Raw genomic sequence first — 20,735 nt, forward strand, 5'->3', positions numbered from 1 at the left:
TGTACAACCAAAGATTAAATCTCATTTTTTATTCGATAGACGGTTTGTCTTGTAACATTGTAGTCTTTAGCAATCTTGGAAATAGCAATTCCCTGATTTAGATCCTCAATGATGCTTTTATAAACAAGGCGATGTTGGGGATCTTTTGCGTCCGCACTGTATAGCTTAGGACTTCCTTTATAAACACCATTCGCATTAGCAATCTTAATCCCTTGCGCCGGGTGTCGCTTAGATTCAGTACGCTCTTGATCAGCAATCATGGCCAGGATCTGAATGATTAAATCCTTGATGAACTTATCCATGTGAGGATTTCCGATTGGCTTTCCGGAAAATCGGTCGTTGAGTCATCGTTGCGCCAGATTGTTTCTCAATGAAAATTTTTTCTGCACCGAACTTTTTCATTTCTTCGATTTGGCGTTGTTCATTTTGATCAATCGATGACACTCGAATATAAGCAAGTTTCAAAATTTTCACCTACTTTCTCGAACTATTTAAAATCCGCCCTAATCATACACTGAAACTAGATTTTTCAATGATTTCTCGGTGTCTATTTAGGGCGCACTCTAAACAGACATGTTGATAGCAATCTATACTTATTTCAATCAACAGTTTCTGTTTTAAGGCGCTAATCCATTGATTGAAACTTTCCCCTCGCTCTTTTTTATTTCAAAAATCCCGGATTTTATTGTTATCGGTAACATGTTTGTACCTGTTTACTCTTGTTTTTGTAAGCGTTACAATTCTTTAAGAATAGGACAAAACAAATGGAGGATCATATGGAGAAAAAATGGTGGCATCAATCAGTTGTATATCAAGTGTATCCACGTAGTTTTCAAGATACGAATGGAGATGGAATTGGTGATTTAAGAGGGATTATTTCAAGATTAGATTATTTAACCTATCTAGGGATCGATACGATTTGGCTTTCTCCTGTCTATGAATCCCCAAATGATGATAATGGTTATGATATCAGCGATTATGAAGCAATCATGGCTGAGTTTGGGACGATGGCTGAAATGGACGAACTGATTGAGGAAGCGAAGAAATCAGGCATCAAAATCATTTTGGATCTAGTCGTCAATCACACTTCTGATGAACATCAATGGTTTATCGAATCTCGCAAAAGCAAAGACAATCCATATCGAGATTATTATATTTGGCGTGATCCAGTAAATGGAGACGTGCCTAATTCGCTACGTTCGATTTTTAGTGGACCAGCTTGGGAATTTGATGAAACGACGGGTCAATATTATTTGCATCTATACAGCAAGAAACAACCTGATTTGAATTGGGAGAACGAGCTGGTCAGACAAGAAGTTTATGATATGATGAATTTTTGGATCGATAAAGGAATTGGTGGATTCCGTATGGACGTCATCGATACGATCGGCAAATTACCGGATCAAGAAATCACCAATAATGGTCCTCGACTCCATGAATATTTACAAGAAATGAATCAAGCAACTTTTGGAGATAAAGATTTGATGACGGTAGGAGAAACTTGGGGCGCAACGACAGAAATCGCGAAGCTTTATTCTGACCCCAAACGAAATGAGCTATCCATGATCTTCCAATTTGAACATATGACTTTGGACCAGCAAGCAGGCAAGGATAAATGGGATCTAAAAGCTTTAGATGTCTCTGAACTGAAACAAGTCTTGTCCAAATGGCAGACAGCATTAGGTGATGAAGGTTGGAATAGCTTATTTTGGAATAACCACGATTTACCGAGAATTGTTTCACGTTGGGGAAATGATCAAGAATACCGCGTGGAAAGTGCAAAGATGTTTGCTATTTTACTCCACATGATGAAGGGGACTCCTTACATTTATCAAGGAGAAGAACTAGGTATGACTAATGCTCCGATCCAGGACATTTCAGAAGCCCAAGACATCGAAACAATCAATATGTATCATGAGCGTTTCGCATCTGGCTATCGTAAAGAAGAGATCTTGCAGTCTATCAATGCCAAAGGGCGTGACAATGCGCGTACCCCAATGCAGTGGGATGAAACAGCACATGGTGGATTTACGACAGGAACGCCTTGGCTATCCGTCAATCCAAACTACAAAACCATCAATGCGAAACAAGCAATCGCAGATCCATCTTCGATTTTCCATACGTACAAACGCTTGATCGAGTTACGCAAACACAATGAAATCATTGTCTGGGGAGAATATGAATTGTTGGCAGAAACTCCAGATGAAGTCTTCGCTTATTATCGTACACTCAATGAAGAACGTTGGTTGATCGTTTGTAACTTATCTGAACAAACACATGAATTGACTGTGCCACAAGAAACAACGGAACTGATCATTGCAAACTATGACCGAGAAGTGCCTATGGGAGAAGTTGAATTACGTCCTTATGAAGCGTTTGTGGTGAAAATTGGATAATGAGTGATAGAAGTGCTTAGCTCCGAGAAATAATCGTGAAATACCAAAAATTGTTCTTCGAATTTTTGAGATTTACGCTTATTTCACTAGTCGTTATTTCTAGAACATCGTTCATTCGGTTTAAGTGTGCAAGATTCCTAATATCTTCCAGCCTATTGTTGCATTCTTTAAGATAGGCTGGAAGATAGTGTATAAAAAGCTATGTTTCTTTCTTTTTTGATCAGTCAATTAAGTCAGATGATGAAGCCTACATTAACAAGAAGTATAAGACAAAATTCAACCAATTTATGCTTATTGGCTTACGCTTTTATGTACGTTATTATTAATAATAAAGAAGGATGTGAATAGAGATGGAAGTAATTACACCAACGAAGGCTCGAAATAATTTGTATAGCTTGATTAAGCATGTTGTGGCACACAATCAACCGGTTGAAATTATCAATACTAAAAGTGAAGATGAAAGTGTAGTAATTATTAGTAAGGCAGATTGGAATGCAATTCAGGAAACGCTGTATTTACAAAATACAGGCGTGCTCAATCAGATTAAGCAATACGAAGAGGAAGAAACGGAAGAGTTAAATAAGATTGATTGGGATACATTATAGAAATAAAAAAATGCAAAAAAAATTTTACTAAACTTAAAATTGCTGGGTTACATAAAAAGTTTGATGAATTACTCAAGGTCATTCGAAAGAATCCTTTTCAGTCACCGCCACCGTATGAAAAACTAGTAGGGATTCCGTATCACTCAAGAAGAATCAACATTCAGCATAGACTAGTTTATAGTGTGGATATTGAGAGGAAAATAGTAACCATTCTTTCCGTCTGGTCTTATTATGAGCGTGGGTTGTTTTAAAGTGCGTAAACTGAATTGCTCATTTCATGATATATGACTGTTTAGACACTACAGTGGAAATTTGCCCTTAGTTATTTTACACATTCTAAAACTGAATAGATGCTTCTACATATCATTGTATTTTTATAGGTGATCATTTGAACTACATATGAATGCTATCCTCCTCTTTGACAAATCAACTAAATCATACTATGATATGTACGCTAACAGGAGGTGTAAAAATGGGGAAATCAATTGAACGTTCGTTAGAAGAATGTCTTTTTTTTAGTGTGAAGAAGCTCGATCGAGTATTGAATAAGTTAGCTGATGAAGCCTTCAAGAAAACGAGACTTGCACCTACTTATGGATTTATCTTACTGATTTTGAAAGAAAAAAACGGTATTCCTCAAAAAGATATCGCGCAGATGTTGTATTCAGCGCCTTCAACGATTGCACGTTTCGTAGAAAAATTAGAATATAAAGGCTATGTCAAAACGGTTACAGAAGGACGGTTATCTTTGGTATTTTTAACTGATGAAGGTCGTGAATTTGTCAAAGAGATCGACAGTAGTTGGGATGAGTTGCACCATGCATATAAAGTTGTTTTAGGTGCTGCCGAGAGCGAGCGGCTTTCTCAAGAGCTGAATGAAGCGACCAATAAATTACAAAAAAAATAAAATTTTTTAAACATAACAGTTGCATGTACAACTAATCGTATGGTTAAATAAATACGAGAAAAAATAAGTGACATTCGTCATATTGGAGGAAGAAGAATGGCAAAATTCAATGAATCAATCACATTTCCATCAGGTAGTGAGCTGAAAAATCGGTTGATGCTATCACCAATGACTACAGAACTTAGCTTTTTTAATGGGGTAATCACAAAAGACGAGATCGAATACTATGCACAACGCTCAAAAGGATTAGGAGCAGTGATCACTGGTGCAGCAAATGTGCAAGACATCGGTAAAGGTTGGCCAGGTGAATTGAGTATCGCCCATGATGAAATGCTTCCTCGTCTAAGCGAGTTAGCACAAGCCATTCAAGGCGAAGGCGCCAAGGCAATCGTGCAGATCTTCCATGGCGGTCGTATGACAAGCCGTGCGACATTATCAGGAGAACAAACAGTATCTGCTAGTGCGATTCCGGCAGAACGTCCAGATGCCGAAACACCTCGGGCATTAAGTGATGAAGAAGTTAGTGAAACGATCCAAGCATTTGGCGAAGCAACACGCAGAGCCATTGAAGCAGGATTTGACGGAGTAGAATTACATGGTGCGAATACTTACTTGATCCAACAATTCTTTTCTCCTCATTCGAACCGTAGAGAAGATCAATGGGGTGGTTCTTTAGAGAAACGTTATCATTTTATTGAAGAATTATTGAAATCTGTCTTCCGAGCAGTTGAAACACACGCAACCAAACCATTTATTGTTGGCTATCGTTTTTCACCAGAAGAATTTGAAACACCAGGTATCCGTTTTGAAGAAACGATTTGGTTGATGGAACAATTACGTGAAACGAAATTAGACTATCTGCATGTTTCATTGAACACCTATGATCGTGTGGCTCGTTCTGAAACTTATAACGAAAAATCAATTCTTGAATATGTCCACGAAGCGATTCAAGGGAAAATTCCATTAGTAGGTGTCGGGAATGTCCGTAACCGCAAAGATGTCGAGTCTGTGTTAGCTCATGCGGAACTCGTAGCAATAGGTCAACAAATGTTGGTAGATCCTGAATGGGCGGTCAAATTATTAGAAGGTCGAGATGCTGAATTTGTGACGAAACCTTTTTCTGAAGCATACAAAGACTTGTATTTACCAAGTCCGTTGTATAATTTTCTTGATCAACGCTATGGATCAACCATCAATATCTAAGAAAGAAGCTGAAAAAATGAAAGTTTTGATTGTTTTGACAAATGTAGAAAAATACGACAATATCGAGCGTCCAACAGGTTTATGGTTAAGTGAATTGACTCATTTTTATGATGTATTAGTCAAAAACAAGATCGAAGCTGATTTTGTTAGCCCGAATGGCGGATACGTACCATTGGAACCAAAAAGTATATTAGATATGGACCAAGTGGATTGGACCTATTACCAAGATGAAGACTTTCGTAATCGTGCGTTAGGTCAAACGTTACGTCCGGATGAAGTGGACCCAACAGAGTATACGGCGATTTATTATGCCGGTGGTCATGGAACGATGTGGGATTTCCCCGGATCAGAAAAATTAGCAGAGATTGGTTCTGCGATCTACAAAAATAATGGGATCGTATCAGCGGTTTGTCATGGTGTCGTAGGCTTATTACCTGTCGTTGATGAAAACGGACAGTCCATTTTAGCTGGACGTAAAGTGACTGGCTTTAGTAATGAAGAAGAGGAATTAAACGGAACAACGAATAACGTCCCATTCCTGACCGAAGATTCATTGAAAGAAAAAGGGGCCGATTATCAGGCAGGGAAAGCTTTTACTGAAGTTGTTCATGCAGATGGGCGTTTATTAACAGGACAAAACCCACAGTCTGCACATTTATTAGGAGAAAAAGTCGTTGCTGAATTGACGAAATAACGTGGAGTTTGGAGAGAAAATCAATGATGGAAACACGGACCTTGAACAACGGATTGACAATTCCTGTACTTGGATTTGGCGTCTTTCAAATCTGGGATCAAGAAGAATGTGAGCAAGTCGTTTTAGAAGCGCTGAATGCTGGCTATCGCCTGATTGATACTGCGGCTGTTTATTACAATGAAGAAGCCGTTGGTCGGGCAATCAAAAAAAGCGGGATTCCAAGAGAAGAGATCACTATCACAACAAAATTATGGGTCACTGATGCTTCTTACGAGGGCGCATACAAAGCGTATGAACGTTCTTTACAAAAATTAGGGGTAGACTATATTGATATTTTCTTGATCCATCAACCTTACAATGATTATTATGGTGCATGGCGTGCCATGGAAGAACTCTATGATGCAGGCAAAGTAAAGGCGATCGGAGTCTCCAATTTTTCAACAGGTCGTTTGACTGATTTGATTTTGAATCATCGGATCAAACCAGTGATCAACCAAATCGAACAACATCCATACCGTCAACAAAAACAACAAAGAGAAACAGCCACGCATTTTGATGTCGTGACCGAAGCATGGAGTCCCTTTAACCAAGGAAAAGATGGGATCTTTGATGAACCAGTTTTAAAGGAATTAGCTGAAAAATACCATAAAACTGTCCCACAAATCATCCTACGTTGGCAAACACAACTAGGGATCATCACGATCCCTAAGTCTGTCCATGTGGATCGTATGAAGCAAAATATCGCCATTTTTGATTTCCGATTATCAGAAGAAGAATTAAATTTGATTGAACAGCTCGATCAAGCACCAGAGTCGACCGGCCCTCGTGAACATCGAACCTTAGTTGAAAATCTGCATAATATCTCCATTGATCAAGCGGATCAATAAGGGATACGTGGACCCATTGACAATAAGTCATATAGATACGATGGTACTTCTCATAAGAAATAGGTGAAAAAATTCGTAGTTTGCCAAGTGAGTTTGATAAATGGAGTGAAGTTGATTTTCTCTACTATGGATTTGATTTTCATAGTATACTAAGAGACAGAAACATTGGTAGAACAAGGAGAGAGAACCGATGGATAATACAGCTCTTGCAAGGTTTATTACCTCACTAGGTAGTCTAAATAATTACGGTAGTACGGTTTTACAAACGAAAAAAGCACTTGATCAAAAATCGACGAAACCTTTGCGACAAAACAAAGACGATATCGCAATTTTTACAGATGCGTTAAAAGGAATCGATGTAATAAAAAAAATAGGATTCTCTACGGATGGGATCATTGCAGTAAATACACAGTTTGATTCACCATCAAATGAACAACCGGGTTTGCCCGGACATTTGAGAAATGCTTATTATAATGAAGAAGATCGCATCGCTATTATTATCGATCAACAAAGTCAGGAAGCGTATTTGCCACCGGAGATCGTTACGCGAGTCGATATTGATCAAATCGTAGAAACATTCAAGAAGTCGAAAAAGGAAGAAATAGATGCTTGGCGTGTGTTTGCACGATTATCAAAACTTCAAGCATTCCAAGATGGTAACAAGCGAACTGCGTTAATTGCAGCTAACTCGGCCTATGGAACATTTGAAAATGAAAATTACCTCACTCTTCCTTTCAATGATTTAGATCGAGTGGAATTTACATTGAATTTGATGCGTTATTACCAAGCAAAGACACCAACAGAGGAAGAAAAAGCGTTTGAACGTATGTTAGACACACTACCATCACCTAAAGAAAGAGAACTGGCATTACATGCACCTATTCAAGAAAATAAAAATTTTGATGCGAGTACGTATCGCATCAAAGAGCAATTGAGCAAGCCAGATATAGTAAGAGAATAAAGATGTGAATAGAGACTTGTAGTAATCCAAAAGAGTTTTTGGCCTTACTACAGGTCTTTGTTTATTCACAATAAATAGAGGAGCCAACTTTGATTTGTATAAGTGTGATATCCATAGAATAGGAGGATAGATTACCTTGCACGATTAAAAAGATTTTCATCAGTGTGGATCTAGTAACGTAGATTTTAGAAAAGTTTCCACCAACTTTTGAATTTCTCTTTGTCTGAAAAAAGGAATTTCTAAGTACAGCACCCTATTATCTAAACACCACTGTCTCTTTATTTCCATATTTCTTAGTATGTTTTGAAAACGTTTAGTAGTAGCTCTTTTCTTGAAGTAGTGATGAACACCATGATATTCAATAAAGTACCATTGATTATTTTGTTGAAATGAAAGATCAATTCTTAAAGGACGATTCTCGACTGTAGTAAGATTTTTGAACGTTCGCTCTCGATAATACTGAATATTCTTAGAGTTAAGTATTTGAGCAATAAGTTGTATCTGCCAGCTAGGTTGTGAGTGTAATAGTGGAAATTGTTTATACATTTTTTGTGCATCAGGATGATAAGACGTACCCACAATAAAAACTTTTTTCTTTTGACCATTGATATGAATAGAGGAATTCGTATGGATATGGAGCCTATCCTGATAATAATAAGGGAGGTACCAATCATAAATTTTTTTCATGACTTTCCCGTTTTTTACAAAAGCAACGGTTACGATGTTGAAATTTTCTTTGATATACACTAGTTCATTCATAAGCAATCAACTCTTTCTTATACATATATTTGTGGATTTCTCTGCTAAAAGTAGTGATATGTAATAGGAGGTACTTATGGAATACTTAAGGCGGAGAGAACAAACTAATGCCATAGCTCCTCAACAGATGAAATTTATTTCTATGTAAACATGGTAAACATGCAATCGTTTTTTCTATTTTGCTTCGTCAAAAAATGTCTTCTTTTTGTATATTATATATATACGCAAAACAAACTAAAATCAATTTTTCACCTTATTGCTCAAGTAAAAGTACTATTTTTACAAGTGAGAAAAACGCTATTATAAAAGTAACTTCTGAGGGAAATAAGTCGGAATATTAGAAATTACCGGAGCGGATTTTTACAAGTCTAAGCTCTTTTCTAAAATCTCCAACTCCAAGAAGTAATTTTAGTTAAATAGTGGATAGATCAAAAAAGTTGCTAAAAATTAATCACCAAAAACTATTGAATTTAGAAATAAACATGTCACCTAAACTGAAATTAGAAAAACTCAACAAATTATATCTGAAAAAGTAAGATAGACAGCAAAGAGGTAGTTAAGAAAATCAACTACTGATTTTTGCATCATTTCTCTTTTATGAGTTTGATATAATCAAATATATGATGATATTGAAATATTTTGAGTTTGTTTCACTCAATAGGAGGAGATAATATGAAAACAAAAGAGAAGGCAAAAAAAGGAAGAATACAAGTCGGAATTGATAAAGAGCTAAAAGAAAACGCAGAACAAATATTAGAAGAACTTGGTTTGAATGCGACAACAGCAATTACCATTTTATATAAGCAAGTTGTATCAAGAGGTGAGTTTCCAATAGAAATAAAATTGAATGAAGAAGAAAGACAAGCAATCAAGTTGCGCCAATTAACACAAAGTATGCCTGTTCAATTGCTTGATACAGATGAAAAGCTAAATGAGTGGCTAAATGAATACGAATGAAATAGTAACGGTTTATGTGACTTACACTGACAAATAAGGTGGAAAGAAAAGACCTATATTGGTTATATAAGATAAAAATGATTGTATTGAATTTTTTAGTATCACTAGTCAATATGAACATAAGTCAAAAAAGATAAAACAAGTATATTTTCCTATCAAAGATTGGAAAAAGTCAGTTCTACATAAAGCTTCATGGATAGACGTTGGTATATCAAGAGCAATACCTAAAGGAAATGAAAAAATAAAATACGCCAAGGTAGGTACGCTAACGAAAGAAGATGGCGCTCGATTGATGGAATTCATCAAAAACTTACAACAAAACGAGAAGTTGTAACAGAAGTGCTCAACTCCGAGAAATAAGCGTGAAACCCGAAAATTGTTCTTCAAATTTTGGGGTTTCACGTTTATTTCTGTAGGAGCTACTTTTGGAACATCGTTTATTCGGTTTTAAGGTATACAAGGTGACTAATGTCCCAGAATTTTTTCTACTAAAGCAGCTGAACTAGGGAATATCACAAAAGAAAGTATAATAATAAGTGAGAGGAAACACGATTGACCCAGCGCCTTCAGATGGCTATTCTTCTAGTAGAATTAACGAAAATAAATAAAAATAATTGATATAAAATAAACGAATAAAAAATAGGATGAATATCGTTTATAATGCAAGCGTATTATATATATGCTTACATATTTACTTTTTAGAGAGGTCTCTATCTACATAAATAATCAAATAAAGAAGGAATAGCTATGGAATATGAGGTTGAAGTCAGCCAGGCAATTCGAAATGTATTTACGGCGAATCAATCAAAAAAGTATCAAGAAATAATTATCTATAAAGTACATGAGTATTTGACGCACGATTTTTATCGAATCAAACCCGTTGAGATGTCTGTAAAAGAATCGATTTATGAAATGAAAATCCATTTAGGAAAGGAAAATTTCCGTATTGCTTTTAGGGTAAATGAGAAGAAGGTTCAGGTTTTTTATATTAGTCAAACGTTGAAAAAAGAACGATTTGATAAAGAAGTGAATAAAATAGTTGTTCGATCAAACAAAAAACACTGAGTGACTAAATCTATGATAAAGGTAGAGAAATAGTAAAATGAACATGATCTATAAAAAGCAATTAAAACAATTTTTGAAAAGAAACGTTAAGTCAAAGGACTGTGTCACTTTAAAAATCCTTACCTTCAAAAAAGATCGCTCGATACGCATCACGTATGATCAAGCACGATATAGTATTGTCGAAGATGGGTTTGAAAGGAGACAGTATCAGTTTGACTCTTCAGATGAAGTAATAAAAAAGGTGTTGAAACTAGCAGATATCGAATTTAGGAAGAGCCACAGACTTTATACGCAATTAAAGAAAGAATAAAATCTATAGTAGGTAGAAGCAACCAGCAGAATATGAATAAAGCAATTGACACGCTGTTTATACTCGCTGTTTCCTTTACTGATTGAAACGTTTTCTAAGAAATGATACTCTAAGGATAACAGATGAAAAAGAGGAGAATAACATATGAGGATCGTAATCGTCGGTGGCTCATTTGCGGGCATTCAGACAGCTATTTCTTTGCGCAACGACTGTCCAGAAAGTGAGATAATCATTATTGAGAAGCAAGCGCAGATAGGCTTTATCCCGAATAGTGTCAATTTGATCTTAAAAGGGGAATTTCATGAAGAAGCCCATCATTATTGGATCACTAAAGAGCAATTGACTCAAGAACATCAGATAGCAGTATGGGTAGAAACAGAAGTGACTGCGCTAAACAGCGATAAAAACCAAATCCAATTAAATGATGGGGAAATATTGTCTTTCGATTGTCTTGTGATTGCGACAGGCTCACAACAACGTTTCCGTTTTAGTACACAAGAAAACGACACGATTTGGACAATCAAAGATCCTAAAACTTCGCAACAATTCCAACAACGTATCGGAAAGGCAAAAAAAATCGCAGTGATCGGTGCAGGGCAAGTTGGCTTGGAACTCATCGAAGGATTAGCGAACCTGGGAAAAGAACTTCATCTGTACGAAAGCCAATCGACAGTTTTATTCCGATATTTTGATCCAGAGATGATCAAGCCGTTGTATCGCGAGCTGAACAATCGAGGTATTCGATATTTCTTAAATGAACAAGTACAAGAAATCATTGAAGCAGAACAAACAAAGATCTTCACGGAAAAAAGAAGTGAGACGTATGATTTAGTCTTGTTAGCAAATTACACCCGACCAGATAATCAATTATGGGAAGAATCCTTGCGACTGAATGATGATGGGACGATCTGGGTAAATGACTACCTGCAAACATCCCAGGAAAATATTTATGCGATCGGCGATGCCATCCAAGTAACCTATCGACCAACGCAAGAAAAGATGTACGTGTCTTTAGTCAATAATGCGATTCGAACGGCGAAGATCGCCAGTAAAAATATCAGTGGGCAACAAAAGAAGGATTTAGGTACGTATCGTCCAATTGGTAATCACTGGTTTGGACATTATTTTGGGAGTGTCGGTTTGACAGAAAGCGAAAGTATCTTTTATGCTGGAGAAATCAACACACAATATTTAACCACCAGAGCTTCTGCTGCGAATCAGGAGTTGATCCAAATAAAAGTGCTATTGACGGAAGAAGGAAAACTGATTGGCGCGCAATGTCATAGCCAAGCAGTGATTTTCTATCTTTTAGACCGACTGACTTTAGCAGTTGAGGAAGGATGGACACTCGCAGACCTGGAAGCGCGCGAATTCTTCTTTCAACCAGAGTATCGAGCGCCAACAGCTCTTGTAAAGGTGGTTGATTCTTTCGATGAAGATTGAAGAATTTTTAGAAAAAAAAGAGCAAATCCAAATTGAGATTTTACGAATGCTTGTATTAGAAGGTGGTTCCGCTTCAATCAATGAGTTGCGCTCCTCTGTGAAATTATCAAAATCTGCCTTCGACCAATATATCGAAGACCTTGAATTGATCGGTCGTATGATGAAAACAAAGATTTCTGTCCGAAAAAATGAATTTCAAGTCGTCCTTGAATTAGATGAGCATACGAGTTTAGAAAAAATCATGCTTTTTTTGGTACAACAAAGCGTGAAATATCAGATCTTGACGTATCTTCTTGAACACCAACAAGCTTCAAGTGTTCGTTTGGCAACAGCTTTTACGATCAGTGAATCCTCTGTCTTTAGAAAAACCAAAGAATTGAATCAGCTATTGAAAGAGTTCTCTCTACAGATAAAGAATGGACAAATCCAAGGAGAAGAGCTCCAGATCCGTTATTTTTATTATTCCTTATTTCAATTTTTCCCAGAGTCACAAAGACCACAGTATTTACAAGATACTCCAGATAAACGTCCGTTGATAGTAGGATTGGCGCATGTGTTGAATACAACTTTTTCCCCACAATCATCGACAAAAATTGCGACATGGATCGGTATTACACGGAAAAGGTTACTGTCAGATAAGATGAAGTTTTCTGGTACAAAAGAGAAAAAAGAAATATATCAAGAAGATCAACTGTACCAGACCATCCATCCGGTGATTTCCTTATATCTTAGTCGAACAGCAGCTGATGTTACGGCGTATGAGTCGATGATGTTTTATAGTTTTCTCGTTACTTTCTCGGTACTGGAGGAAGAGACATTTTATCAATACGAGTTGACTCGTAGCAAAAAGTTACCTACAGCGGTGTTGGATACGTATATTCGAGAAACCATGCTATGGCATTATCGACCAAGGCGTCTAAAAATCAAGGAAGAGAAAACAATTGGGTATCACTTGGCACAAATCAATAATGAGTTATACTTTTTTTCTGGCTATTTAACCATCTATGATCCGCCACACTTACTCATCCAACAACAACGCATGTTGGGTGATTCGTTGACTCAATTACTTGAACGATTGAAAAAAACGACAGTCGAACAGCTTCCTATGAAAAAATTGACCAATCAAGTTTTGGATAATCTGATGAGTCAATACGCGAATATTTTGATGATGATCGATTTCTATATTGAAAAATCTGTGGTTATTGGCATCGATCTACAATCCTTACCGATCTATCGGGTTGCTTTCCAACAGTTCTTGATTCGAGAGTTAAAGGGGATCAGCGGGATCGTGATCGAAGAAGTCCAACCAGAAAAAAGTTATGATTTTGTGATCACCTTCAATCAGGATAAAAAAGGTCAAGAGTACTATTATCTATCGGAGTTTGCTTCAAGTTATGATATTTTAAGGTTAAAGCAAAAAATCGAGCAAGAAAAAAAAGCCAAAAATTAAAAAACTGTCAAAAAAAAAGTGAATTGCTATTTTTTTGGCAGTTTCTACTCCTTAAATAGGTGTACCATAAAAGTAGTTAAAGAAAGCGTTTGCAAAAATGGAGGAGATCATAATGACAGAATCAACGTATATCATGGCGATTGACCAAGGGACAACAAGCTCACGAGCGATTATCTTTGATAAAAAAGGAAGACACATCGGTAGTTCGCAAAAGGAATTCACACAATATTTTCCCCGAGAAAGCTGGGTAGAACATGATGCGAATGAAATCTGGAACTCCGTACAATCAGTTATCGCAGGTGCGTTTATTGAATCTGGTATCAAGCCAACACAAATCGCCGGTATTGGTATCACGAATCAACGTGAAACAACAGTGATCTGGGAAAAAGATACAGGACGTCCGATTTATCATGCTGTAGTTTGGCAATCGCGTCAATCAGCTGGTATTGCTAACAAATTAAAAGAAGATGGGCACCAAGAGTTTTTCCATAAGAAAACTGGCTTAGTCATTGATGCGTATTTCTCTGCTACTAAGATTCGCTGGATCTTAGACCATGTAGAAGGTGCACAAGAGCGAGCAGAAAAAGGCGAGTTGATGTTTGGAACGATCGATTCTTGGCTTGTTTGGAAGTTGACAGATGGACAAGCACATGTAACCGATTACTCGAATGCGAGTCGTACGATGTTGTTCAATATCCATGAATTGGATTGGGACCAAGAAATCTTAGATCTACTGAATATTCCACGAGTGATGTTACCGAAAGTAACCTCAAATTCAGAGGTTTACGGTTATACACAAGGGTATCACTTCTATGGTAGTGAAGCACCGATTTCTGGGATGGCAGGAGACCAACAAGCAGCATTATTCGGTCAAATGGCTTTTGAGCCAGGAATGGTCAAAAATACGTATGGTACAGGTTCATTTATTGTGATGAACACAGGTGAAAAACCACAATTATCTAAAAACAATCTGTTGACGACGATTGGTTACGGAATAAATGGAAAGGTTTACTATGCGCTAGAAGGGAGTATCTTCGTTGCCGGTTCTTCCATCCAATGGTTGCGTGACGGTCTGCAAATGCTACAAAAAGCGAGTGATTCAGAAGATGCAGCGAAGCGTTCGACTAGTGATGACGAAGTTTACGTTGTACCTGCTTTTGTTGGACTTGGCGCTCCTTACTGGGATCAAGCAGCACGTGGTTCTATGTTTGGTCTTACTCGAGGAACAACGAAAGAGGATATCATCAAGGCGACATTACAATCCATTGCCTACCAAGTTCGAGATATCATCGATACGATGCAAGATGATACAGGCATCCAGATTCCTGTGTTAAAAGTTGATGGAGGTGCAGCCAATAATGAATACTTGATGCAGTTCCAAACAGATATCTTGAATGTACCGATCCAACGTGCCGGTAACTTGGAGACTACTGCATTAGGTGCTGCCTTTCTTGCAGGATTAGCAGTTGGTTATTGGAAAGATACGGATGAAATTCGTGAGTTTTATGAAGCTGGTAAAATCTTCGAGGCGGAAATGCCAGAAGAGCGTAGAGAAAAACTTTACACTGGTTGGAAAAAAGCAGTGAAAGCAACTCAAGCATTTGAGTAAAGGGAGGGAACACAAGATGTTTTCAAAAAAAACAAGACAAGATAACATTGACCACATGAAACAAGAAGAATTAGATCTTTTGATTATTGGGGGCGGAATCACTGGTGCAGGTGTAGCGATCCAAGCAGCAGCTTCAGGTATTAAAACCGGTTTGATCGAAATGCAGGATTTTGCAGAAGGAACTTCTTCACGCTCAACCAAGTTAGTTCATGGGGGGATTCGTTACCTAAAAACGTTTGACGTTGAAGTGGTCGCAGATACAGTAGGCGAACGTGCAGTGGTACAACAAGTGGCACCGCATATCCCTAAACCAGATCCAATGTTATTGCCGATTTATGAAGGAGAAGGCGCGACGACATTCAATATGTTTTCTGTAAAAGTAGCGATGGATCTTTATGATAAATTAGCAAAAGTAACTGGAACGAAGTATGAAAACTATACGTTGACACCTGAAGAAGTTCTTGAACGTGAGCCGTTTCTTAAAAAAGATGGCTTAACAGGTGCCGGTGTTTACTTGGATTTTCGGAATAATGATTCCCGTTTAGTGATCGATAATATCAAAAAAGCGGCAGAAGACGGAGCGTATTTGGTCAGCAAAATGAAAGCTACCGGCTTTATCTATGATGGTGACCAGATCATCGGTGTCAAAGCGCGTGACTTGTTAAGTGATGAAGTGATTGAGATCCGAGCAAAAATCGTGATCAACACAAGTGGACCATGGGTGGACAAGATCCGTAACCTGAACTTCAAGCGTGCGATCTCACCAAAAATGCGTCCGACAAAAGGCGTCCATTTAGTAGTCGATGCGAAGAAATTGCCTGTGCCACAGCCTACTTATTTCGATACAGGAAAACAAGATGGTCGGATGGTCTTTGCGATCCCTCGTGAAAACAAAACGTATTTTGGGACAACAGATACCGATTACCAAGGCGATTTTACAGACCCTCAAGTAACACAGGAAGATGTGGATTACTTACTAGACGTGATCAATCATCGTTATCCAGAAGCAAATATCACTTTGGCTGATATCGAATCAAGTTGGGCAGGATTACGCCCGTTATTGATCGGCAACGCCGGTTCTGACTACAACGGTGGTGACAACGGTTCAATCTCTGATAAGAGCTTCCGTAAAGTCGTTGATACGGTAACGGATTATAAGGAAAGCAAGGTATCACGAGTAGAAGTCGAAGATGTGTTGAATCACTTAGAAAGTAGTCGTGATGAAAAAGCACCATCAACTGTTTCTCGCGGTAGTTCATTAGAACGTGAACCAGATGGACTAGTTACTTTATCTGGTGGTAAAATCACCGATTATCGTAAAATGGCAGAAGGCGCGATGAAATTGATCCGTCAACTGTTACAAGAAGAGTATGGTGTAACCGTAAAAGAAATCGATTCGAAGACTTACTCGATCTCAGGCGGGGATTTTGATCCGACAAAACAAGAAGAAATGGTTCAAGAATATACAAAAATCGGTGTGGAAGCAGGTCTTGATGAAACAGATGCTGCCTATATCGCAGATTTCTACGGAACAAATGCGAAACACATCTTTGAATTAGCGAAAGAAATGAGTCCTTATCCAGGATTGACTTTGGCAGAATCTGCACGTTTGCGTTACGGTTTAGAAAACGAAATGGTCTTAGTTCCAGGTGACTATTTGATTCGCCGTACCAACCATCTACTTTTTGAAAGAGATCAGTTAGATGCCATCAAACAACCGATCATTGATGCGATTGCTGCATACTTTGAATGGACAGATGAAGAAAAAGAACGTGAAACGCAACATTTAGAGCAACTGATCGCTGAGTCAGACTTACGTGACCTGAAAGGAGAAAAATAAAATGAATGCAGACATGACCCAAATCATGGGAGAATTTATTGGAACGATGATTTTGATCCTTTTAGGGGACGGCGTATGTGCAGCAGTGAATTTAAACAAAAGTAAAGCGCAAGCCTCCGGTTGGATCGTCATTGCATTTGGTTGGGCAATGGCTGTTACGATGGCAGTATTTATTTCGGGATTCATGGGACCCGCTCATTTAAATCCTGCGGTAACACTTGGGATGGCAATGACAGGTGCGATCGGTTGGAATTTAGTTTTCCCATTCATCATCGCGCAATTACTAGGTGCGATCGTCGGTGCGGTACTTGTTTGGTTATCTTATTTGCCACATTGGTCAGCAACAAAGGATCAAGGGGCAATCTTAGGAACCTTTGCGACTGGACCAGCCATCCGCAACTATCCTGCTAACTTTATTACAGAGTTGATCGGTACGTTCGTTTTAGTCTTAGGACTATTGGCATTTGGTCAAACAGAATTTGCTGGCGGAACAAATGTCTTTGCTGTTGGAGGATTGATTTTAGCTATCGGGTTATCACTAGGTGGTTCCACAGGATATGCGATCAATCCAGCTCGTGACTTAGGTCCACGTATCGCTCATGCGATTTTACCAATCGCTAATAAAGGTGGTTCTGACTGGGGTTATTCATGGGTACCGATTGCAGGACCAATGGTTGGGGCAATCGTCGCAGTAGGCATGTACACGTTGATGGTTTAATGAAATAAATTTTCTATATTAAAATAAATGGTTCTCTTGGTCGTTATTCACAAACCAAGAGAACCATTTTTAATTGATCAGTCAAGTCATAATAACAAGAGAGTCGATAAACTTACATCAAGCTTTGATAGATGTCGATGATCTCTAACACGTTCGTTTCTCTTGGATTTCCTGGGGTACAGACATCATTGAACGCATCTTCAGCAATTTTTGCAATATCCGCTTCTTTGACACCTAGTTCGGAGATCGTCGCAGGGATGCCAACTTTTTTCGACAAAGCATCAATCGCTTCGCAAGCGGCATCACGAATGTCCTCGATGGAACGAGATTCTGCGTCTTTGATGTTCAGCGCCTTCGCGATTTCTCGATATTTATTGCCTGTAAACTCTTTATTGTATTTCATGACGGTTGGTAATAAGGCAGCGCAAGCGACGCCGTGGGGGATGTCATACCATGCGGATAATGGATGCGCCATTCCATGGACAAGACCTAAACCAACATTTGAAAAACCCATCCCTGCAAGATATTGTCCTAAAGCCATATCCTCTCGGCCTTTTGGATCACCATTCACGGAATCGGCTAAACTACGACCGATGATCTCAATGGCTTTGAGATGGAACATATCACTCATTTCCCATGCACCTTTCGTGATCAATCCCTCGATAGCATGTGTCATCGAATCCATCCCAGTTGCCGCACACAAGGCTTTCGGCATGCCCATCATCAAATCACTGTCAACAAAGGCGACGATTGGAATATCATGGGGATCAACACATACAAATTTACGAGAACGCTCTTTGTCGGTGATCACATAGTTGATCGTGACTTCAGCGGCCGTACCAGAAGTCGTCGGAACAGCTAAGATCGGCAAGCTTGGATGTTTTGTATCTGCCACACCTTCTAGACTACGGACATCAGAAAACTCTGGATTCGTTACGATGATTCCAATGGCTTTGGCTGTGTCGATCGGCGAACCTCCGCCAATTGCCAGGATCACATCCGCTTTTGCTTCTTGAACGAAAGTCACGCCCTCTTTGACATTCTCGATCGTTGGATTAGGTACGATACCGTCGTAGATTTCATAAGCAATCTCTGCCTCATCTAATAAGGTGGTGACTTTTGCTACGACACCGATTTTATGCAGCTCTTTATCAGTGATCACCACTGCTTTTTTGAAATTTCTGGCATGAAATTCCGTTGGGATAGCTGCGATAGCCCCTTTTCCATGATAGGATGTTTCATTTAAAATCATTCGATTTGCCATTTGGTTTACTCTCCTTTAGGTAGGTCGGTTTCAGAAATTATATATTCTGGTGGATAACGCAGTTTTTTGAAATAATAGGTGCGATCTTTTTTATTGAATGTCCGCACCACACGGCAAGGATTTCCTACTGCTAAAGAATTAGCTGGAATATCCTTCGTGACGACACTTCCTGCCCCAATCACTACATGATCACCGATTGTCACCCCGGGCAGTATGGATGTATTTGCACCGATCCAGACGTTGTCGCCGATCCTAACAGGTGCCCCAAATTCTGCTTGGTACTCTTGTCGTAAAACAGGATCTAAGGCATGGCCGGCTGTGTAGATCCCAACATTTGGGGCAAGTAAGACATCCTTACCAATCGTGATCGGAGCAACATCAAGTAACGTGCAATTATTATTGGCTAAAAAGTTTTCTCCAACGGTGATGTTGATTCCATAGTCGCAATGAAAGGGTTGTTCAACAAAGAGTTTGTCCCCAGTTTGCTTGAACATTTTTTTGATCAATTGCTGACGTTCAGATAATTTTCGAGGATGGATATGATTGAATTCATAAAGGAGATCTCTCGTGACCAAACGAAGCTGCAATAATTCTTCATCTTGACGATAGACCTCACCAGCAATCATTTTTTCGACATTGGATTTCATTTCGCACCTCACGATTGTTAATCGTTCAAATAGCCAGCACGTGGGACAACCCCAAACGCATCAGCCAGTAATTTCAAATTATCATCTTCTAGCGTCTGCTTGATGCCACCTTGTGCCATGACGATCGTATAGACTTGGGCAGCTTTTTCAGCTGTTTCAATCAAACCAAATGTTTCATCCATGTCTTTTCCAGAACCATAGATCCCATGTTGTGGCCAAACGACTAAACGGGTTTCTTTCATTTTTGCAGCAGTTGCTTCGCCGATTTCATTCGAACCAGGAACTAACCATGGAATGACCGAAATGCCTTCTGGAAAGACAACTAAGCACTCTGTACACATTTGCCATAATGTACGAGTCAATTCGCGTTCAGAAAGTGGATGACTAAAAGTCATGGCTAACAAGTGTGTTGCGTGACAATGCATGACGATGCGGTTATCTGGATCGACACTTAATCGAGCGATATGGCTCATGAAATGACTTGGTAACTCAGAAGTCGGAACAGCATCAGGGCTTAATCCCCATAAAATGTCGATCGCATGACCATCTCCAGTCACACGGATCAGTCCAAGATTTTCTTCTGGCTCTGCCTGTACATTTTTAAAATATTTTCCAGACCCTGTCACTAAGAAATACCTTCCGGCTAATTCTTGGGCATCAAATGGCAACGGCAGTGTTCGTAAAACTTTCGTAGGGTCGATAAAAGGTAAGACTTGCGCTTCTTCTAATAAATAGGTGATATTCCCACCATTACGTTCATCCCATCCTAGGCGGTACATATTGGTTGTTGCTTGAATCATCTCTTGTACAAATGGAGCAGTGAGCATCGCTAATTTTTTCACGAGTGAGACCTCTTTTCTTTTTCTGATGAATAGAAAGAACATGTAGTATGTGGTTATTTTGTAAATCAACAGAAAGAACCTCAAAATCAGTTAGACGGATTCTCGAAAGCTTCTGTTGATAGGTGAAGGGCTTTTTTTACAACTTGATAGATAGTGTTCATGAAGCAACACTTCGGTC

At 38.7% G+C, this 20,735-nt stretch carries 20 protein-coding genes and 1 pseudogene; 16 read left to right on the forward strand and 5 right to left on the reverse strand.

Annotation, left to right across the window (positions count from 1 at the left end; all coding sequences use genetic code 11):
- Window positions 1–14: 14 nt before the first annotated feature.
- Window positions 15–465: pseudogene (locus IGJ39_RS01900) on the reverse strand (recombinase family protein).
- A gap of 311 nt (window positions 466–776) precedes the next feature.
- Between IGJ39_RS01900 and IGJ39_RS01905 the strand changes: the two are divergent.
- From IGJ39_RS01905 to IGJ39_RS01940, 8 genes are all read left to right on the forward strand, one after another.
- Window positions 777–2,396 carry a glycoside hydrolase family 13 protein gene (locus tag IGJ39_RS01905; protein ID WP_019722546.1) on the forward strand — a complete coding sequence of 540 codons (1,620 nt, stop codon included), beginning with the start codon at window positions 777–779 and terminating at the stop codon, window positions 2,394–2,396.
- A gap of 350 nt (window positions 2,397–2,746) precedes the next feature.
- Window positions 2,747–3,001 carry a type II toxin-antitoxin system Phd/YefM family antitoxin gene (locus tag IGJ39_RS01910; protein WP_019722545.1) on the forward strand — a complete coding sequence of 85 codons (255 nt, stop codon included), beginning with the start codon at window positions 2,747–2,749 and terminating at the stop codon, window positions 2,999–3,001.
- On the forward strand, window positions 2,986–3,252 hold the full coding sequence (locus IGJ39_RS01915; RefSeq protein ID WP_019722544.1) for a Txe/YoeB family addiction module toxin: 267 nt from the start codon (window positions 2,986–2,988) through the stop codon (window positions 3,250–3,252). The genes IGJ39_RS01910 and IGJ39_RS01915 overlap by 16 nt, the downstream gene beginning before the upstream one ends.
- A 221-nt stretch (window positions 3,253–3,473) precedes the next feature.
- Window positions 3,474–3,908: a MarR family winged helix-turn-helix transcriptional regulator gene (locus tag IGJ39_RS01920; protein WP_438764151.1), complete on the forward strand. Its 435-nt coding sequence runs from the start codon at window positions 3,474–3,476 to the stop codon at window positions 3,906–3,908.
- A 96-nt stretch (window positions 3,909–4,004) separates the two neighbouring features.
- Window positions 4,005–5,111, forward strand: a complete 1,107-nt coding sequence (locus tag IGJ39_RS01925; protein WP_019722543.1) for an NADH-dependent flavin oxidoreductase — start codon at window positions 4,005–4,007, stop codon at window positions 5,109–5,111.
- Between the two features lie 16 nt (window positions 5,112–5,127).
- Entirely contained in the window at window positions 5,128–5,805 is a 678-nt protein-coding gene (locus IGJ39_RS01930; protein ID WP_019722542.1) for a type 1 glutamine amidotransferase domain-containing protein, read from the forward strand.
- Window positions 5,806–5,831: 26 nt separating this feature from the next.
- Entirely contained in the window at window positions 5,832–6,692 is an 861-nt protein-coding gene (locus IGJ39_RS01935; RefSeq protein ID WP_029593947.1) for an aldo/keto reductase, read from the forward strand.
- A gap of 190 nt (window positions 6,693–6,882) precedes the next feature.
- Window positions 6,883–7,653, forward strand: coding sequence for a Fic family protein (locus IGJ39_RS01940; RefSeq protein ID WP_019722540.1), 771 nt, complete (start codon window positions 6,883–6,885; stop codon window positions 7,651–7,653).
- Window positions 7,654–7,812: 159 nt separating this feature from the next.
- Here the strand turns inward: IGJ39_RS01940 and IGJ39_RS01945 are convergent, their stop codons facing one another.
- Entirely contained in the window at window positions 7,813–8,412 is a 600-nt protein-coding gene (locus IGJ39_RS01945) for a hypothetical protein (protein WP_019722539.1), read from the reverse strand.
- A 672-nt stretch (window positions 8,413–9,084) separates the two neighbouring features.
- Here IGJ39_RS01945 and IGJ39_RS01950 point away from each other — a divergent pair.
- The 8 genes from IGJ39_RS01950 to IGJ39_RS01985 all read left to right on the forward strand — a co-directional run bounded on the left by IGJ39_RS01950 (window position 9,085) and on the right by IGJ39_RS01985 (window position 17,804).
- Window positions 9,085–9,369, forward strand: a complete 285-nt coding sequence (locus tag IGJ39_RS01950) for a type II toxin-antitoxin system RelB/DinJ family antitoxin (RefSeq protein ID WP_019722538.1) — start codon at window positions 9,085–9,087, stop codon at window positions 9,367–9,369.
- A 747-nt stretch (window positions 9,370–10,116) separates the two neighbouring features.
- The gene (locus tag IGJ39_RS01955; RefSeq protein WP_019722537.1) at window positions 10,117–10,434 is read left to right on the forward strand and encodes a hypothetical protein; all 318 of its coding nucleotides are present in this window, start codon (window positions 10,117–10,119) and stop codon (window positions 10,432–10,434) included.
- Window positions 10,435–10,471: 37 nt separating this feature from the next.
- Window positions 10,472–10,744 (forward strand): hypothetical protein, encoded by a 273-nt coding sequence (locus IGJ39_RS01960; protein WP_019722536.1) that lies wholly within the window; start codon window positions 10,472–10,474, stop codon window positions 10,742–10,744.
- Window positions 10,745–10,888: 144 nt separating this feature from the next.
- Window positions 10,889–12,187, forward strand: coding sequence for an NAD(P)/FAD-dependent oxidoreductase (locus tag IGJ39_RS01965; protein ID WP_019722535.1), 1,299 nt, complete (start codon window positions 10,889–10,891; stop codon window positions 12,185–12,187).
- Window positions 12,177–13,637 carry a helix-turn-helix domain-containing protein gene (locus IGJ39_RS01970; protein ID WP_065096969.1) on the forward strand — a complete coding sequence of 487 codons (1,461 nt, stop codon included), beginning with the start codon at window positions 12,177–12,179 and terminating at the stop codon, window positions 13,635–13,637. The genes IGJ39_RS01965 and IGJ39_RS01970 overlap by 11 nt, the downstream gene beginning before the upstream one ends.
- Window positions 13,638–13,749: 112 nt before the next feature.
- Window positions 13,750–15,246, forward strand: coding sequence for a glycerol kinase GlpK (glpK, locus tag IGJ39_RS01975; RefSeq protein ID WP_019722534.1), 1,497 nt, complete (start codon window positions 13,750–13,752; stop codon window positions 15,244–15,246).
- Between the two features lie 16 nt (window positions 15,247–15,262).
- Window positions 15,263–17,086 (forward strand): type 1 glycerol-3-phosphate oxidase, encoded by a 1,824-nt coding sequence (glpO, locus tag IGJ39_RS01980; RefSeq protein ID WP_019722533.1) that lies wholly within the window; start codon window positions 15,263–15,265, stop codon window positions 17,084–17,086.
- A gap of 1 nt (window position 17,087) precedes the next feature.
- Entirely contained in the window at window positions 17,088–17,804 is a 717-nt protein-coding gene (locus IGJ39_RS01985; protein ID WP_010736418.1) for an MIP/aquaporin family protein, read from the forward strand.
- 112 nt (window positions 17,805–17,916) lie between these two features.
- On the opposite strand, the gene fucO is transcribed toward IGJ39_RS01985, so the two are convergent.
- From fucO to rhaD, 3 genes are read right to left on the reverse strand one after another with little or no spacing between them, the layout of a single operon-like run.
- Window positions 17,917–19,068: a lactaldehyde reductase gene (gene fucO / locus IGJ39_RS01990; protein ID WP_019722532.1), complete on the reverse strand. Its 1,152-nt coding sequence runs from the start codon at window positions 19,066–19,068 to the stop codon at window positions 17,917–17,919.
- Between the two features lie 5 nt (window positions 19,069–19,073).
- Window positions 19,074–19,715 (reverse strand): sugar O-acetyltransferase, encoded by a 642-nt coding sequence (locus tag IGJ39_RS01995; RefSeq protein WP_010736416.1) that lies wholly within the window; start codon window positions 19,713–19,715, stop codon window positions 19,074–19,076.
- A 17-nt stretch (window positions 19,716–19,732) separates the two neighbouring features.
- Entirely contained in the window at window positions 19,733–20,557 is an 825-nt protein-coding gene (gene rhaD, locus IGJ39_RS02000) for a rhamnulose-1-phosphate aldolase (protein WP_019722531.1), read from the reverse strand.
- Between the last annotated feature and the right edge of the window lie 178 nt (window positions 20,558–20,735).

This window comes from Enterococcus sp. AZ140 (genome assembly GCF_051714405.1).
Classification (GTDB): domain Bacteria; phylum Bacillota; class Bacilli; order Lactobacillales; family Enterococcaceae; genus Enterococcus_B; species Enterococcus_B pernyi.